At 61.8% G+C, this 15,846-nt stretch carries 15 protein-coding genes; 3 read left to right on the top strand and 12 right to left on the bottom strand.

The window, feature by feature from the left end:
* Positions 1-22: 22 nt before the first annotated feature.
* The 9 genes from CXQ80_RS07735 to CXQ80_RS07695 all read right to left on the bottom strand — a co-directional run bounded on the left by CXQ80_RS07735 (position 23) and on the right by CXQ80_RS07695 (position 6,965).
* Entirely contained in the window at positions 23-628 is a 606-nt protein-coding gene (locus CXQ80_RS07735; protein ID WP_101318122.1) for an START domain-containing protein, read from the bottom strand.
* A 31-nt stretch (positions 629-659) separates the two neighbouring features.
* Positions 660-914: a YkgJ family cysteine cluster protein gene (locus CXQ80_RS07730; protein WP_101318120.1), complete on the bottom strand. Its 255-nt coding sequence runs from the start codon at positions 912-914 to the stop codon at positions 660-662.
* 115 nt (positions 915-1,029) lie between these two features.
* Positions 1,030-1,524: a hypothetical protein gene (locus tag CXQ80_RS07725; RefSeq protein ID WP_101322975.1), complete on the bottom strand. Its 495-nt coding sequence runs from the start codon at positions 1,522-1,524 to the stop codon at positions 1,030-1,032.
* A 63-nt stretch (positions 1,525-1,587) separates the two neighbouring features.
* Positions 1,588-3,030, bottom strand: coding sequence for a PLP-dependent aminotransferase family protein (locus CXQ80_RS07720; RefSeq protein ID WP_101318118.1), 1,443 nt, complete (start codon positions 3,028-3,030; stop codon positions 1,588-1,590).
* A 191-nt stretch (positions 3,031-3,221) separates the two neighbouring features.
* Positions 3,222-4,031: an OmpA family protein gene (locus tag CXQ80_RS07715; RefSeq protein ID WP_101318115.1), complete on the bottom strand. Its 810-nt coding sequence runs from the start codon at positions 4,029-4,031 to the stop codon at positions 3,222-3,224.
* On the bottom strand, positions 4,028-4,381 hold the full coding sequence (locus tag CXQ80_RS07710; protein WP_101318113.1) for a DUF4398 domain-containing protein: 354 nt from the start codon (positions 4,379-4,381) through the stop codon (positions 4,028-4,030). Before CXQ80_RS07710 ends, CXQ80_RS07715 begins: the two co-directional genes overlap by 4 nt.
* Before the next feature lie 10 nt (positions 4,382-4,391).
* Entirely contained in the window at positions 4,392-5,213 is an 822-nt protein-coding gene (locus CXQ80_RS07705; protein WP_101318110.1) for an ABC transporter substrate-binding protein, read from the bottom strand.
* A 72-nt stretch (positions 5,214-5,285) separates the two neighbouring features.
* Positions 5,286-6,215, bottom strand: coding sequence for an electron transfer flavoprotein subunit alpha/FixB family protein (locus CXQ80_RS07700; protein ID WP_101318108.1), 930 nt, complete (start codon positions 6,213-6,215; stop codon positions 5,286-5,288).
* Positions 6,216-6,965: an electron transfer flavoprotein subunit beta/FixA family protein gene (locus tag CXQ80_RS07695; protein ID WP_101318106.1), complete on the bottom strand. Its 750-nt coding sequence runs from the start codon at positions 6,963-6,965 to the stop codon at positions 6,216-6,218. It lies immediately after the preceding gene.
* A 539-nt stretch (positions 6,966-7,504) separates the two neighbouring features.
* On the opposite strand from CXQ80_RS07695, the gene CXQ80_RS07690 reads away from it, so the two are divergent.
* The gene (locus tag CXQ80_RS07690) at positions 7,505-9,169 is read left to right on the top strand and encodes an electron transfer flavoprotein-ubiquinone oxidoreductase (protein WP_101318104.1); all 1,665 of its coding nucleotides are present in this window, start codon (positions 7,505-7,507) and stop codon (positions 9,167-9,169) included.
* Between the two features lie 804 nt (positions 9,170-9,973).
* Here CXQ80_RS07690 and CXQ80_RS07685 read toward each other — a convergent pair.
* From CXQ80_RS07685 to CXQ80_RS07675, 3 genes are all read right to left on the bottom strand, one after another.
* Positions 9,974-11,308 carry an MFS transporter gene (locus tag CXQ80_RS07685; protein WP_101318102.1) on the bottom strand — a complete coding sequence of 445 codons (1,335 nt, stop codon included), beginning with the start codon at positions 11,306-11,308 and terminating at the stop codon, positions 9,974-9,976.
* Between the two features lie 68 nt (positions 11,309-11,376).
* On the bottom strand, positions 11,377-11,856 hold the full coding sequence (locus CXQ80_RS07680) for a response regulator (RefSeq protein ID WP_101318100.1): 480 nt from the start codon (positions 11,854-11,856) through the stop codon (positions 11,377-11,379).
* A 155-nt stretch (positions 11,857-12,011) separates the two neighbouring features.
* Positions 12,012-12,488 carry a sigma-70 family RNA polymerase sigma factor gene (locus CXQ80_RS07675; RefSeq protein WP_101318098.1) on the bottom strand — a complete coding sequence of 159 codons (477 nt, stop codon included), beginning with the start codon at positions 12,486-12,488 and terminating at the stop codon, positions 12,012-12,014.
* Positions 12,489-12,705: 217 nt separating this feature from the next.
* Between CXQ80_RS07675 and CXQ80_RS07670 the strand changes: the two genes are divergently transcribed.
* Together CXQ80_RS07670 and CXQ80_RS07665 are read left to right on the top strand one after the other, a co-directional pair.
* Entirely contained in the window at positions 12,706-13,884 is a 1,179-nt protein-coding gene (locus tag CXQ80_RS07670) for an efflux RND transporter periplasmic adaptor subunit (protein WP_101318096.1), read from the top strand.
* Positions 13,885-15,846, top strand: coding sequence for a MacB family efflux pump subunit (locus CXQ80_RS07665; RefSeq protein ID WP_101318094.1), 1,962 nt, complete (start codon positions 13,885-13,887; stop codon positions 15,844-15,846).

Genomic DNA, 15,846 nt, shown 5'->3' with positions numbered 1-15,846 from the left:
GGCAGCCTTTTGCATTTGCCGATCAGGGCTTCTCGGCGCGCTCGCGCAGCGCCTGCAGGGTATTGAACGGTGCATCCACGACGAATTTGTTGGCGAGCCAGGACGGCACGCTGCCACCTGGCTCGGTGTGCACCTGATAGGTCACTTCAGTACTGTCACCCTTGGGCACCAGCTTCCAGAAGCCTTCAACCTTGGCCACCCGCACAAAACCCTTTTCTGCCGGCAGATAATCGGGCTTTTCTTCCAGCGTGCGCAGCAGGCTGCCGTCCGCTTGCTGAGTGGTGGTAACCAGCATCACCGAGTCGCGCGGGGTAACCAGCGGCGGCGTATTGAAACGGCTGTAAGTCCAGGTTTGATCACCCTCATGCTTGAGCAGCTTCTGCGACTCGCACTCATGGATCCAGGCACAGGCCCCGGCAACGTCTTCCTGTAGCGCCTTGACCTTGGCCAGCGGTGCCTTGATCACCGTTACGCCGCGGTAGGCCTTGTACTGCGACCCTGCCACCTCGCTGAGCGACACGGTGATGCCGTCCTTGTCCTTGGCCACCTGCCAGTTTTCTGCCCAGGCGGCCGGAGCCAACAACACACCCATGCCACACAGCAGTGCAATACGCTTGAACGATCTCATCATGCTTATCCTTGTTGTCGAAGATACCGTGTCACGCCGCCGTCATCTGCTCCAGCCAGCCAAGAAGCCTGATTGCCTCGTCACTGTCACTGCCACACACCTCGACATCGGCCTTGAAGCCACCACACACTGCGGGGCGCTCCGGCCTGCCGAAAAGCTCACAGAGATTGCTCGGCGTCAGGTGCAGGCAGCGCTCACCGGCCGGCTTGCCATGTGGCATGCGCGGCATGGGCGAGCTGATCGAAGGGGCGATGCAGCATGCACCGCAACCCTCTCGGCATTTCATCAAGTCTAGACTCCTGAAACAAAACGGGACGAACGTCCCTGATAGTAACGACTCAAACATTCGTTTGAAATTGCTGGCCAGATGAAATCTGCCGTGACCCGGCAGTCAGTTGCAGTTACTGGCGGAATTGAAAATCGATGGCAGCACCTTCGACTTCACGCCGGCTGTCATTGCGCAACTGCAGCTGCATCTCGTTGTTGATCAAGCGCCCGTTGAGCTGAAATGGGCTGTCATCCGCCGGCGGGTTCTCCGGGAACATCGACGGCAGCAGAGGCTTGCGCCGTTGCGACGACAAGGTATTCACCTCCGGCTCCAGCTTGTCGACCAGGTGCGTAGGCAAGCTGAGGTCGAGCTTGGTCTTGGGTACCGGTTTGGCCACAGCCTTGCTGACTGCCTTGCGCTTGTTTCTCGCCACAGGCTTGACCTTGGCCTTCTTGCGTACCGCAGCCTTTGCCGGGGGCGTGCTCGCTTTGCCAGCGGTGGTCTTGCTGGCCGTGACCGCCTTGGCCGGGGCAGCGACGGGCGCTGTGGACGCAGCCTGCAGCGCACCGCTGGAGAAACACAGCGGAGCCAGGCAAAACAACAGGGCAAAACAGCGAAGCGCTTTCATGAACTCCATAAACACCGCTGAATGACAGGACTATGCTGGCGGTTCCGCCTGAATCTGGCAAGACTAGAACAGTGAACTGGCCGAGTCTTTGCACAATTGATGGGCCAGCAGGCCAAGGGTGATCACGGCGCGCTCGGCTTCCTTGTTCCACGGGATACCGCAATTGAGCCGAATACAGTGGTTGAACTGCTCGGTATTACTGAAGATCAACCCTGGCGCGATACTGATGCCCTGCTCCAGCGCACGCACATGCAACTCCTGGGTGTTGACCCGCCCAGGCAAACTCACCCAAAGGATGAAACCGCCGGTTGGCCGGGTCATTTGCGTGCCCTCAGGGAAGTGCTGCTGCACCGCCAACTGATACGCACTGAGGTTCTTGCGGTATTCCTGGCGGATAAAGCGCAGGTGGCGATCATAGCCGCCGTTTTCCAGGTACGCCGACACCCCCATCTGAGTCACGCTGCAAGCCGAGTGGGTAGTGAAAGTCTGCAAGCGCTGGATCTCGGCCTGATAACGGCCGGCAATCATCCAGCCCACCCGTACGCCGGGCGATAAGGTCTTGGAAAAGCTCGAGCAGTAGATCACCCGATCCAGCCGGTCGTAGGCCTTGAGTGCCTTGGTGCGGCCCTGTTCGAACATCAGCTCGCCGTAGATATCATCCTCGACGATCTGGATGTCGAAGTCCGACGCCAGCCGCAGCAGCTGCTTCTGGCGCTCTTCCGGGATGGTGCCGCCAAGCGGGTTGCTCAATCGCGCAGTCAGTACCAGCGCCTTGATCGACCACTGATTGGCCGCCAGCTGCAATGCCTCAAGGCTGATGCCGTTGGCAGGGTCGCTGGGGATCTCGATGACTTTCAGCCCAAGCAGATCAGCCAGTTGCAGCAGGCCGTAATAGGTCGGCGACTCGGCTGCGATCAGGTCGCCCGGCCGGGTCAGCACGCGCAGCGACATCTGCAGCGCATCGACACAGCCATGGGTCACGATGATCTCACTCGGGTCGACCAACACACCGGCATCACGCATGCGAATGGCTATCTGTCGACGCAGTGGCTCGAAGCCCGGGCTGAACATGTAACTGAACGCGCGCGGGCTATGAAAACGGGTGACCTTGGCCAATTGCTGGTGTAGCGCTCGTACCGGCAGATAGTCGACATGCGGCACGGCAGCGCCGAACGGGAACACGCCATCCCGACGCGCCTCGGTCAGTACCTGCTGGATGATGGTCGCGCGGGTGACCAGGCCAGGCCGCTCGACGCGGGCGATGTCCGGCGTCTGCGCAGTCAGCGCTGGCGTCTGGTGCACGTAGTAGCCGGACTGCGGCCGTGCGCGGATCAGCCCCTGGTCTTCCAGGTTGGCGTAGGCCTGAAGCACGGTCGCGTGGCTGACATTGAGCTGCGCGCTCATCTTGCGCACCGACGGTACTCGCTCACCGGGCTGGTAGACACCGCGACGGATGTCCTCAGCCAGTTGCTGGGCGATGCGCTGGTACAGCAGCAGGTTGGTCATGACGGATTCTCGAAGCGCGTACGGGTCGTTGTTTTTATGCGACTCACTGACAGGCAGAATACCGGAACAGTTGCAAAGTGTACGGGGACAGATTGCAGAATAGTCGACATTACAGTTACGTGACCAGCACCCTTTCAGGGTTTATCCACGCCAGCTCACGGGCCATACAACGGCCCCGCGAGCAGCATCCGTCAGCGTGGCGCGGCGAGTTTGCCCTTGTCGTCCGAGAAAACGATCTCGACTCGGCGGTTCTGCGCCCTGCCCCGCTCCGAAGCATTGACGTCGATCGGGTACTGGTCGCCGTAACCCTCGACCTGAATACGCTTCTCGTCGATACCCAGATCGACCAGCATATCGGCCACGGCCTGTGCACGATCACGCGACAGTTTGAGGTTGTCTTCCGGCGTACCAGTGCTGTCGGTGTAACCCTCGATGCGGATCACACGGCGCGGATTGAGCTGGAGAAACTGCACCAGCTTGAGCACGGTGCGACTTGCCGAATTCTTCAGATCAGCCCGACCTGTGTCGAACAGCACATCGCCGAGGGTCATCACCAGGCCGCGTTCGCTCTGCTCGGAGGCCAGCGCGCTGATCTGCGCTTCGACCCACTTGCCTTGCTGCTGCACACTGGCCAGCTTGGCCTCACGTAGCGCCAATTGCAGGCGCTGACGCTCCAGATCAAGCTTGGCGATGCGCTCCTGATTCAACGACAGCTTGGCGTGCTCGGCAGCGATCTCGCTGTAGCGCTGGCTCAGATAAGCGTAGTGGCGCACATCGGCACCGGTGCCGATGTAGCTGGACAAGCGCTCGGCCTTGGCAAGCGACTCGCCGGCGCGGATCACGTCGCGTGGCGCACTGCGCAGCACGTTGGAGTCATCCTTGACCTTCTGGAACGCTGCGCTGGCGTCCTCCAGGGCCGACTCGCTGCGCTGGCTGGCACAGCCCTGCAGACCGACCAGCGCCAGCAATGCCAGCGCCGCGATTGGCGTAGTGCGATTCATGGCTGCGCCTCCAATTGCTTACGCAAGCGCTTGACGCGCGACTGCAGCACGGTCAACTGCTCTTCGCTCTTGAGCGTCAATACCTGTGCCTCGGCCAGGCGCGCATCCAGTTCGGCCTGCTCGGCGCGCATGCGTGCATCGCGATTGTCCTGGCTGAGCAGATTGGCTTTGGCGCGAGTCAGTTTTTCGTCTGCCAGCTTCAGCGCTTCGACCTGATCGGTGGCACCGACGGCCTTGGCCTGCTCCAGCGCCTGCTCGGACAGCCGCAGTTGTTCAGTGGGCGCCGGATCATTGGCACAGCCAGCCAGGCTGGTGATGGCCAGGGCCAGCATCAAGGGTTGGATTCTCAACACGGTCTTCCTACTGTTTGGGGGCATCCTGGGGCACCAACATCTGCGCCTTCCAGCGTTCGACGTTACGTTGCAGCACCGTTTCGGATGCACCGGAGATCGGCAATTCTGTCAGTTTTTTTGCCAGTTGTCCGCGCAACCAGGCGTCATTGCAGGCCGAGTTGTGCGACACCGCCAGGTACAGCCCGGGGCGGTCCACCGGCAGGCCACGGGCGATCAGGTCATTGGCCATGCCCAGGCCCTGGACCATGGCCATGCCCGAGTAGCGTCCGGCCAGCACATAATCAACCTGACCGAGCACCAGCTTCTGGAACGCCTGAGTCAGGTTCTGCGCCGGCACCAGCTTGAGCTGCGCCTTGGCAAAGGCCTCGAAGGCCGGGGTCAGCCGCGCCCGCTCGGACAAAGTGCCCTGGTAGCGAGCCAGATCAGCCGGCCCGTCGAACACCACGGCGCCGTCATGCCGGGTCCAGACCAGGTATTCATTGAGCTGCAGCGCAGGGTGGATGTAATCCAGGGCATCCAGTTGGGTTACCTGCATGGGCGTATCGAGCAACAGGTCCATACGCCCGCTGCGCACCTCTTCCAGCGCTTGATCGCGGCGGCCGGCGTGCAGCACTTCAAGCTTCAGGCCAAGCTCGGTCGCCACCTGGCGCAGCAGGTCGACGTTGGCCCCGATCAGGTGCCGCGGGTCTTGCGGGTCCTGCCATGAATAAGGCGGCGCATCCGGGCTGCCGGTGGCGACCAGGCGCTCGCACTTGCCGGCCGCCATGACCGCAGGCGACATCAGCGCGGCCAGGCAGACCAGCGCCCTGCCCGTTCTGCGAAAATTCATCCACCACTCCTTATGAAAAAAGCCCGGCCCTCATGTCGAGGGCCGGGCTTCTTTATAAGTGAAGCAGGCGGATCAGACCAGCTTTTCCAGCTCCGGAACTGCTTCGAACAGGTCCGCGACCAGGCCGTAATCAGCTACCTGGAAGATCGGCGCCTCTTCATCCTTGTTGATCGCAACGATCACTTTGGAGTCTTTCATACCGGCCAGGTGCTGGATCGCGCCGGAAATACCGACGGCGATGTACAGCTGCGGCGCGACGATCTTGCCGGTCTGACCGACCTGCATGTCGTTCGGCACAAAGCCTGCGTCTACCGCAGCGCGGGATGCACCAACGGCGGCGCCGAGCTTGTCGGCCAGGGTGTACAGGTGCTTGAAGTTGTCACCGTTACCCATGCCGCGGCCGCCGGAAACGACGATCTTGGCAGCAGTCAGCTCGGGACGGTCCGACTTGGCCAGCTCTTCGCCAACGAACGCCGACTTGCCGGCATCGTGGGCAGCGCTGACGGCTTCGACAGTGGCCGAACCACCTTCGGCAGCAACCGGATCGAAGCCGGTGGTACGCACGGTGATGACCTTGACGGCCGCGCTCGATTGCACGGTGGCAATGGCGTTACCAGCATAGATCGGGCGCTTGAAGGTGTCGGCAGACTCGACCGCGATGATCTCGGAGATCTGGTCGACGTCCAGCAGTGCAGCAACCCGCGGCAGGATGTTCTTGCCGTTGGTGGTGGCCGGAGCCAGCACGTGGCTGTAACCCTTGCCCAGCTCGGCCAGCAACGGCGCGACGTTTTCCGGCAGCAGGTGGGCATAGGCGGCGTTGTCGGCTACCAGCACCTTGGCCACGCCAGCGATCTTGGCTGCGGCTTCGGCGACAGCACCAACGTTGGCGCCGGCGACCAGTACGTGGACTTCACCACCAATCTTGGCGGCAGCAGCAACGGTGTTGAGGGTGGCCGGGGCAACAGCGCCGTTCTCGTGTTCAGCGATAACCAGGATAGTCATTTAGATTACCTTCGCCTCGTTCTTCAATTTCTCGACCAGTTCAGCCACCGACTTGACCTTGATACCCGCGCTGCGTGCAGCCGGCGCTTCGACTTTTACGGTCTTCACAGTGGAGGCGGTAGAAACGCCCAGCGCGTCCGGAGTAACAGTCTCCAGTGGCTTCTTCTTGGCCTTCATGATGTTCGGCAGCGACGCATAGCGCGGCTCGTTCAGGCGCAGGTCGGTAGTGACGATCGCCGGCAGGTTCAGCGATACAGTCTGCAGGCCGCCATCGATTTCACGGGTGACATTGAGCTTGTCACCGGCCACCTCAACCTTGGAGGCGAAGGTGCCCTGGGCGTAGCCAGTCAGCGCCGCGAGCATCTGCCCGGTCTGATTGTTGTCGCTGTCGATCGCCTGTTTGCCGAGGATCACCAGTTGCGGCTGCTCCTTGTCCACCAGCGCCTTGAGCACCTTGGCCACGGCCAGCGAGTTCAGTTCATCACTGGTCTCGACCAGGATGGCACGGTCAGCGCCGAGGGCCAGCGCGGTGCGCAGTTGCTCCTGGGCAGCGGTCGGGCCGACTGCAACGGCGATGATCTCGGTCGCAATGCCCTTTTCTTTCAGGCGTACGGCTTCTTCCACCGCGATTTCGCAGAAGGGGTTCATGGACATCTTGACGTTTGCAAGGTCGACGCCGGAGTTATCCGCTTTGACGCGAACCTTGACGTTGTAGTCGACCACTCGTTTGACAGCTACAAGAACCTTCATGGATTCCTCGTTACTCTCCGGTGAAAAGAAACTCGCCTGGGGACAAAGGCCCGGCGATTGCGCGTGGGTACAAGGGCACCTCTAAAAACGTATCGGCCAGAGGATTATTCACTGTGACTGATAAGTCCTGTAGCGACTGCCGAGGTAGAACCTGCGGGTCATTTTCTGTGGTGGCGTGTAAACTCCACTACATGACGGCTTTCAGCCCGAAAACCCTGCTCTACACCTGGTCTTTAGGGGTGCTCCTGCGCCCATCGATCAGCCTACGGCGAGCGTAAAACCGCTCGTATCTTGACCGTAACACCCAGCCTGGTCAATACGGCAAATCGGCCAGCCTCCAGCCGCCTCCCTGTGATTTTACTGGTCTGCGGCAAATTCAAACAAACGTTTGTATTGGACCGTTGGAGTGGTGTAGATATAATGCGCGGCATGACCCAGCGGTGTAGTCCGTGTTCGGTAAAGCTACAGCCTAGATAGCTACCGGTGACTGCCCGTCCCCCGACAAGAAACAGCGATGAGCCTTGAGTAGGAGAGAACCAGTGGAACGCGAATACATGGAATTCGACGTGGTCATTGTCGGCGCCGGGCCGGCAGGCCTGTCCGCCGCCTGCCGTCTGAAGCAGAAGGCCGCCGAAGCCGGTAGCGAGATCAGCGTCTGCGTGGTCGAGAAAGGCTCCGAAGTCGGCGCTCACATCCTCTCTGGCGCGGTGTTCGAACCGCGCGCGCTGGACGAGCTGTTCCCTGACTGGAAAGCGCTCGGCGCCCCGCTCAACACCGCGGTCAAACGCGATGACATCTATGTCCTCAAAGATGCCGGCAGCTCGACCAAGGTGCCTGACCTGTTCGTGCCCAAGACCATGCACAACCAGGGCAACTACATCATCTCGCTGGGCAATCTGTGCCGCTGGCTGGCCCAGCAGGCGGAAAACCTCGGCGTCGAGGTTTATCCAGGTTTTGCCGCTCAGGAAGCGCTGATCGATGACAACGGCGTTGTCCGCGGCATCCTCACCGGCGACCTCGGCGTCGACCGCGAAGGCAAGCCGAAAGATGGCCTGTACACCCCAGGCATGGAACTGCGTGCCAAGTACACCCTGTTCGCCGAAGGCTGCCGCGGGCACATCGGCAAGCAGCTGATCAAACGCTTCAATCTCGACAGCGAGTCGGATGTGCAGCACTACGGCATCGGCATCAAAGAGATCTGGGAGATCGACCCGAGCAAGCACGAGCAAGGCCTGGTGGTGCATACCGCGGGCTGGCCGCTGGATGTGGTCAGCAACGAGAACACCGGTGGCTCGTTCCTCTATCACCTGGAGAACAATCAGGTGGTGGTTGGCCTTATCGTCGACCTGTCCTACTCCAACCCGTACCTGTCGCCGTTCGATGAGTTCCAGCGTCTCAAGCATCACCCGGTTATCAGCCAGTACCTTGAAGGCGGCAAGCGCATCAGCTACGGCGCCCGCGCAATCGCCAAGGGCGGCTTCAACTCGCTGCCGAAGATGGTCTTCAATGGCGGCGCACTGATTGGTTGCGACCTGGGCACGCTGAACTTCGCCAAGATCAAGGGCAGCCATACGGCGATGAAGTCAGGCATGCTTGCCGCTGATGCGGTGGCTGCTGCGTTACTGGCCGGGAGTGAAGGCGGTGATGTGCTCAATAGCTACGTCGATGGCTTCAAGGCCAGCTGGCTGCATGACGAGTTGTTTGCCAGCCGTAACTTTGGCCCGGCGATGCACAAGTTCGGGCCGCTGTTTGGTGCTGCCTTCAACTATGTCGACCAGAACTGGTTTGCCGGCAAGCTGCCGTTCACCCTGCGTGATACCAAGCCTGATTATGCGTGCCTGAAACTGGCGGCAGACTCGAAGAAGATCGATTATCCGAAGCCGGATGGCAAGTTGAGCTTTGACAAGCTGAGTTCGGTGTTTCTCTCCAGTACCAACCATGAAGAAGAGCAGCCTTGCCACTTGAAGCTGGCTGATCCGAGTGTACCGATTGCCAGTAACCTGCCGTTGTATGACGAGCCGGCGCAGCGATATTGCCCGGCTGGGGTGTATGAGGTGGTTACGCAGGAAGATGGCGCCAAGCGGTTCCAGATCAATGCGCAGAACTGTGTGCATTGCAAAACGTGTGATATCAAGGATCCGGCGCAGAATATTACCTGGGTTACGCCTGAGGGTGCGGGTGGGCCTAACTATCCCAATATGTGATTTTTTGGGGTTGGTTTGAGGTTGGGGGCTGGGGCTTATCCGTTTGCTTTATGGGTAGGTCCGGCCCCTTTCGCCCTTACGGCGAGTCTTTTTTTTTGGCAAACGCCCCAAAAAAGTAACCAAAAAAAGCTTGCTCCTACATACGGCCCCTGCGCTGCGCTACGGGGCTCCCTCACTCCGGCCTCCTGAAGTCGCAGTAGATCAAGATCAAAAGCAGATCAAGATCAAGTGCACGCCTCGCTGCGCTGGCGCAGAGCGAGACTGCTGCGGCTGCCTGATTTTTGTTTGATTTGAGATTGCCGGGGCCGCTGCGCGACCCTTTCGCGACACAAGGCCGCTCCTACATCGACCGCGTCCGCGCAGATTGTCGCGGTCACTGGAGCGGCCTTGTGTCGCGAAAGGGCTGCAAAGCAGCCCCGGCGATCTAACGACCAGACACCATCGCGAAACCCACACTGACCCGCTCTGCGCGAGCGCAGCGAGGCGTGCTCTTGATCTTGATCCACGGCGACTCAGGAGGCCGAGCGCAGGTCTTGCGGAGGGAGGTGACGGGCATGGATGCCCGTCAAGCGCTGCGGCCCAGGATGGGCCGTTCAGCGCGGTCCGCCCGGGAGCAAGACCGGAGCGAGGGACCCCCGCAGCGCAGCGAAGGGGCCGGATGTGGAGCCAAGCCCTTTTTTGGTTACTTTTTTGGGGCGTTTGCCAAAAAAGTGACTCGCCGTAAAGGCGAAAGGGGCCAGAACTGCCCATAAACCAATTGGATAAGCCCACAAAGCCCGCAAGCCCCCCAGACCGCTACGCAACCTATTCACGACACAGATCCACCTTAGAAAGCCCAGCACCTTCACAGACAAACACCAAAGCCTCCCGCCCCTGAAAATACAGCGCAGTCACCACCCCAACCACCCCCATCACCAAACAGAACCCCACACAAACCCAAGGACTCCAAGGCATCAAGGCGATCAAAGCCAAAGGCGTAGTACTTGCCCACAATGCATATGCCACGTTATAAGTAAAGGAAATCCCGGAAACCCGAATCTGCGCCGGAAACAACCCGACCATCACCGAAGGCACCACCCCCACTACCCCACAGCAAAGCCCCGCCAGCGCATAGGCCGGCCAGATCATCCCCCACTGCCCCACCAGACTCGCATACAACGTGGCAATCCCCACCGGCAGCGCCAGGCTATAAACAAGCAACGCCCGCCACGCCCCGATGCGGTCAACCAGCAACCCCGCCAGCACGCAACCAATATTCAAGAACACGATCCCGACACTGCTCAAGGCAAAGGTATGCCCAGCACTGATACCAAACCGCTGCTGCATCACCGTCGGCGTGATCACCACCAACACCACCACCGCCGAAGTCAGCACACAGGTCAGCAGCGCCGCCGGCAGCAACGCCCGCCGATGCTCGCGCAACACCTGGCGCAACGGAAACGCCACCGGCTGCTCACGCCGCTCACGCAGCGCCAGAAACACCGGCGTCTCACTCAACCAACGGCGCAGCCAAACCCCAATCACGCCGAACACCCCGCCAAGCAAGAACGGGTAACGCCAGGCGTAATCAAGGATCTCCTGCGGGGTAAACAGCTGCGCCAGCAAAGTAGCCGTAAGCGCGCCGAGCAAATAACCAAAGGTCAATCCAGCCTGCAAAAAGCCCAATGCGTAGCCGCGCCGGCCATCCGGCGCATGCTCGGCAACGAAGGTCCAGGCGCTGGGCACTTCACCGCCCACTGCCGCGCCCTGGAGAATCCGCAGCGCCAATAGGATCAACGGCGCGGCGTAGCCGATGTCGGCGTAGGTCGGCATCACCCCGATCAGCAGGCACGGCAGCGCCATCATCAGGATGCTCAGGCTGAACACCCGCTTGCGGCCCAGATGGTCGGCAAAATGCGCCATCAAGATACCGCCCAACGGCCGCGCCAGGTAACCAGTCACAAAAATCCCGAAGCTCTGCAACAAACGCAGCCACTCAGGCATTTCCGGCGGGAAAAACAGCTGGCTGAGGGTCAGGGCAAAGAACACGAAGATGATGAAATCGTAGATTTCCAACGCGCCGCCCAGCGCCGCCAGACCCAGGGTCCGGTGGTCGGCGCGGGTAAACCGCGGCGCAGGCGCGCTATCGATGGCTGTCATGGCAGAGTCCGCAGATCGGCAAAGGGCGAGAGAATAACAAACCCTGCGGCCATCAGGCGCATCCAGGCTTAGCGGTTGAACACGGTCTGGGCGAAGTTGCGCCGCAGTCTTGGATAGCCCGAGCCTGGGGAAAGCCCGGGCGGCAGCGGCAACTGGCCGACCACCATCGGCAGGTCGATGATTGCCATAAATGACTCCAACGCCTCGCTGTCAGGCACTTTCGGCAGGCTGATGCTCACCGCCTTGCGCTCGGTCTGCGGCACCGCCGGCACTTTCAGGCGCTGCGAGTGATACAGCAGGGCATGCTGAATCTGCGAACTGACCCGACAGAAACGCGCCAGATCAACACCGGCATGGCTAGCCAGCTCGATGTTGCCAATCAACAGATTGAACGGCTGCAGCGCGCTCTGCACCAGGCGCTGCAAGTCTTCGAAGTTTTCCACCGGGGCGATCCGGTAATACCCCATGGCATTAAGCATCTTCTCCAGCTGCAAACGCTGGGACGGGTGCTCGTCGGCGATGAGGATGCGCAAGGATTTATGAGGCATCGATCGAACCTGGGCAGAGGTAAGGACACACGCTCCATGACCATACTGCGCCAGTTCAGGCATGCCCGGTGACTACCAGGCGGGGTCTTTACTGATACTCGTCGCTAAAACGCGAGAAATCAAGGTGCCAGCACGGGGATTTTCACTGCCGCCGTTCACGATTCCCACTGGCGCATGCGCACGCGGCAGTGCTTCATGGCATTGACGATGTGCTTTTCCACCAGACTGCGGGAAATACCCAGACGCTCGGCAATCTGCGGATGCGACAGACCGTCGATCTTGCGCAGCAGAAAACACTCGCGACACGGCGCGCTGAGTTCATCCAGTGCGCGCTGCATCAGCGCCAGGCGCTGGCCAAGCTGCATGCTCTGCGACGGCGCCGGGCTGTGCCAGCGCTCATCGCTGTCGAGCACATCGAGTGATTCGGTCTGGCGGATCAGGTGGCGGCGGTGGCGGTCAATCACCAGGTTGAGCGCAGTGCGATAAAGGAACGCGCGGGGATGCTCGATCTGCTGCGTATCGGTACGCTCCAGCACCCGCAGATAAGCGTCGTGAGCCACGTCTTCGGCGGCCTGACGATTGCCCAGACGCGCGCAAAGAAAGCTCACCAACTCGCGATAATAATGTTCCACAACGGCACCTGGCGTCTCCCTGCTGGGCAATCTGCACTGCATTGACGCGGGACTGAGTGATATCAGAGTGCGATCTTACAAATTATAATTATTCTCAGCAACAAGCACGCGATCACCTTTTCCGGCTAAATCCGGATACAGCGCTTTCGTCTATCTGGCACCTCCGTGCGCGCCCTGATTGGCAGCGTGTGGCCAACCTCACTGGCTGGAAGTTCGCATGAGTCGCTCAACCACCACCCGCCACCGTGTTTTGCTCGGTGGCCTCGGCCTGCTGGCACTGGGCAGCGTACTGGCCTGGGCCAGCTTGCCCTTGGCTGGCGCGCCAGTCAGCACCGTCGCGGTTACCCGCGCCGACATCGAAAGCAGCGTCACCGCGCTGGGTACCCTGCAGCCACGCCGCTACGTCGACGTGGGGGCGCAGGCGTCGGGGCAGATCCGCAAGCTGCACGTCGAAGTCGGCGACCCGATCCGCCAGGGTCAGCTGCTGGTCGAAATCGACCCCTCGACGCAACAGGCCAGGCTCGATGCCGGGCGTTATTCGATCGACAACCTCAAGGCGCAACTGGCTGAGCAACGCGCGCAATTCCAGCTAGCCCAGCAACAACAGCAGCGCCAACGTGCACTGGCTGCCGCCGGCGCCACCCGTGCCGAAGACCTGCAAAGCGCTGACGCCCAGCTCAAGGTCACCCAGGCGCGCATCGACATGTACCAGGCGCAGATCCGCCAGGCCCAGGCCAGCTTGCGCAGTGATGAAGCCGAGCTTGGCTACACGCGTATCTTTGCCCCAATGGACGGTACGGTGGTGGCGCTGGACGCGCGCGAGGGCCAGACCCTCAACGCCCAACAGCAGACCCCGCTGATCCTGCGCATCGCCAAGCTGTCGCCGATGACCGTCTGGGCGCAGGTCTCGGAAGCCGACATCGGCAAGGTCAAGCCGGGCATGAGCGCTTACTTCACCACCCTCGCCGGCGGCAAGCGCCGCTGGACCAGCCAGGTAAGGCAGATCCTGCCGATCCCGCCCAAGCCGTTGGATCAGACCAGCCAGGGTGGCGGCAGCCCGGCCAGCGCCAGCGCCGGTACCACCGGCAGCCAGGTGGTGCAGTACACGGTACTGCTGGATGTCGACAATCCCGACGGCGCGCTGATGGCCGAGATGACCACCCAGGTGTTCTTCGTCGCCGGCCAGGCCAGCCAGGTCCTGACCGCGCCATTGGCCGCCTTCGACGAAGGCAAGGCCGAGGGCCTGCGCCTGGCGCAGGTGGTCAAGCGCGACGGCAAGATCGAGCAGCGCGAGGTCCGCACCGGCCTCAGTGATCGACTGCGCGTGCAGATCCTCGACGGCCTCGCCGAAGGCGAGCAACTGGTCATCGGCGCGCCCAGCGCCAGCGGAGGTTGAATGTCTGTGCCTCTGATCGAGCTGAACGGCATCTGCAAAGTCTACGGCGGTATCGACAGCCCTGAAGTGCAGGTATTGCGCGGGGTCAGCCTGAGCATTCATCCGGGTGAATTCGTCGCCATCGTCGGCACCTCCGGTTCCGGCAAATCGACCCTGATGAACATCCTCGGCTGCCTCGACCGGCCCTCCTCCGGCAGCTACCACTTCGCTGGCAAGAACGTTGCAGAACTGGACAGCGATGAGCTGGCCTGGCTGCGCCGCGAAGCGTTCGGTTTCGTCTTCCAGGGCTACCACCTGATCCCGTCTGGCTCAGCCCAGGAAAACGTCGAGATGCCGGCCATCTACGCCGGGACCGCGGCCGCCGAGCGCCATGCCCGCGCCGCCGCCCTGCTCGACCGGCTGGGCCTGGCCAGCCGCACCGGCAACCGTCCGCATCAGTTGTCGGGCGGCCAGCAGCAGCGCGTATCGATTGCCCGTGCCCTGATGAACGGCGGCCATATCATCCTGGCCGACGAGCCGACCGGTGCGCTGGACAGCCACAGCGGCGCCGAGGTGATGAACCTGCTCGACGAACTGGCCAGCCAGGGCCATGTGATCATCCTGATCACCCACGACCGCGAAGTCGCGGCCAGAGCAGCGCGGGTGATCGAGATTCGTGACGGGCAGATCGTCAGCGACTCGGCGGCTGGCCAGCCGCCTGCGGTCATACAAGGGCTGCAGGCTGATGACCTGCGCCAGCGTCTGGATCAGGGCGCCGTCGAGCGCGGCGCCTGGAAAGGCGAACTGGTCGAAGCCTTGCAAGCCGCCTGGCGGGTGATGTGGATCAACCGCTTTCGCACCGCACTGACCTTGCTTGGCATCGTCATCGGCGTCGCCTCGGTGGTGGTCATGCTCGCTGTAGGCGAAGGCAGCAAGCGCCAGGTCATGGCGCAGATGGCCGCGTTTGGCTCGAACATCCTCTACCTGAGCGGGCGCCACGCCACCCTGCGCGAACCGGGCGGCATCGTCAGCCTCGATGACGTTGCCGCGGTCGCGCAACTGCCGCAGGTCGAGCGGATCATGCCGGTCATTGGCGGCGAGCTGATGGTCCGTCATGGCAACAACAATCAGCAGTTCTATGTCGGCGGCAACAATATCCAGTTCCCGCACATTCTCAACTGGCCGGTGGTGGCCGGCAGCTTCTTCACCGAGGCCGACGAGCGCTCCGGCGCCGCCGTGGCGGTGATCGGGCAGAAGGTCCGCGACAAGCTGCTCGCCCCGGGCAGCGATCCGATCGGCCAGTACCTGCTGATCGGCAATGTGCCGTTTCAGGTAATCGGCATGCTCGCGGCCAAAGGTGCCAGTTCCGGCGATCAGGACAGCGACGAGCGCATCGTGGTGCCCTACACCGCAGCGTCGATCCGCCTGTTCGGCAGCCACGACCCCGAGTACGTGATCATCGCCGCCGCCGATTCGGCCAAGGTCAGCGCTACCGAAGCAGCCATCGAGCGTTTGATGCGCCAGCGCCACCAGGGCAAGGAGGATTTCGAACTGACCAACGACGCGGCGCTGATTCAGGCCGAAGCACGCACGCAGAACAGCCTGTCGCTGATGCTCGGCGCCATCGCCGCGATCTCGCTGCTGGTCGGCGGCATCGGCGTGATGAACATCATGCTCATGACCGTGCGCGAGCGCACCCGCGAGATCGGCATCCGCATGGCCACCGGCGCCCGTCAGCGCGACATCCTCCGCCAGTTCCTCAGCGAGGCGGTGATGCTGTCGATGGTCGGCGGTGTGACCGGCATTGTCCTCGCCCTGGCGATCGGCGGCGGCCTGCTGCTGGCCGACATCGCCGTAGCCTTCGCCCTGCCGGCCATTCTTGGCGCCTTCGCCTGCGCCGTGGTGACAGGCGTGGTGTTCGGCTTCATGCCGGCGCGCAAAGCCGCCCGCCTCGATCCGGTCAAAGCCCTTACCAGCGAATAA

This window comes from Pseudomonas sp. 02C 26 (genome assembly GCF_002843585.1).
GTDB lineage: Bacteria > Pseudomonadota > Gammaproteobacteria > Pseudomonadales > Pseudomonadaceae > Aquipseudomonas > Aquipseudomonas shirazensis.
This window is presented reverse-complemented; position numbering and strand designations above follow the sequence as displayed.

Excerpts from the sequence above, each read along its gene's own strand:
- CXQ80_RS07670 (WP_101318096.1), top strand. The coding sequence starts at position 12,706 with ATGAGTCGCTCAACCACCACCCGCCACCGTGTTTTGCTCGGTGGCCTC.
- CXQ80_RS07720 (WP_101318118.1), bottom strand. The coding sequence starts at position 3,030 with ATGACCAACCTGCTGCTGTACCAGCGCATCGCCCAGCAACTGGCTGAG.
- CXQ80_RS07705 (WP_101318110.1), bottom strand. The coding sequence starts at position 5,213 with ATGAATTTTCGCAGAACGGGCAGGGCGCTGGTCTGCCTGGCCGCGCTG.
- CXQ80_RS07730 (WP_101318120.1), bottom strand. The coding sequence starts at position 914 with ATGAAATGCCGAGAGGGTTGCGGTGCATGCTGCATCGCCCCTTCGATC.
- CXQ80_RS07700 (WP_101318108.1), bottom strand. The coding sequence starts at position 6,215 with ATGACTATCCTGGTTATCGCTGAACACGAGAACGGCGCTGTTGCCCCG.
- CXQ80_RS07695 (WP_101318106.1), bottom strand. The coding sequence starts at position 6,965 with ATGAAGGTTCTTGTAGCTGTCAAACGAGTGGTCGACTACAACGTCAAG.
- CXQ80_RS07735 (WP_101318122.1), bottom strand. The coding sequence starts at position 628 with ATGAGATCGTTCAAGCGTATTGCACTGCTGTGTGGCATGGGTGTGTTG.
- CXQ80_RS07685 (WP_101318102.1), bottom strand. The coding sequence starts at position 11,308 with ATGACAGCCATCGATAGCGCGCCTGCGCCGCGGTTTACCCGCGCCGAC.
- CXQ80_RS07715 (WP_101318115.1), bottom strand. The coding sequence starts at position 4,031 with ATGAATCGCACTACGCCAATCGCGGCGCTGGCATTGCTGGCGCTGGTC.
- CXQ80_RS07665 (WP_101318094.1), top strand. The coding sequence starts at position 13,885 with ATGTCTGTGCCTCTGATCGAGCTGAACGGCATCTGCAAAGTCTACGGC.
- CXQ80_RS07725 (WP_101322975.1), bottom strand. The coding sequence starts at position 1,524 with ATGAAAGCGCTTCGCTGTTTTGCCCTGTTGTTTTGCCTGGCTCCGCTG.
- CXQ80_RS07680 (WP_101318100.1), bottom strand. The coding sequence starts at position 11,856 with ATGCCTCATAAATCCTTGCGCATCCTCATCGCCGACGAGCACCCGTCC.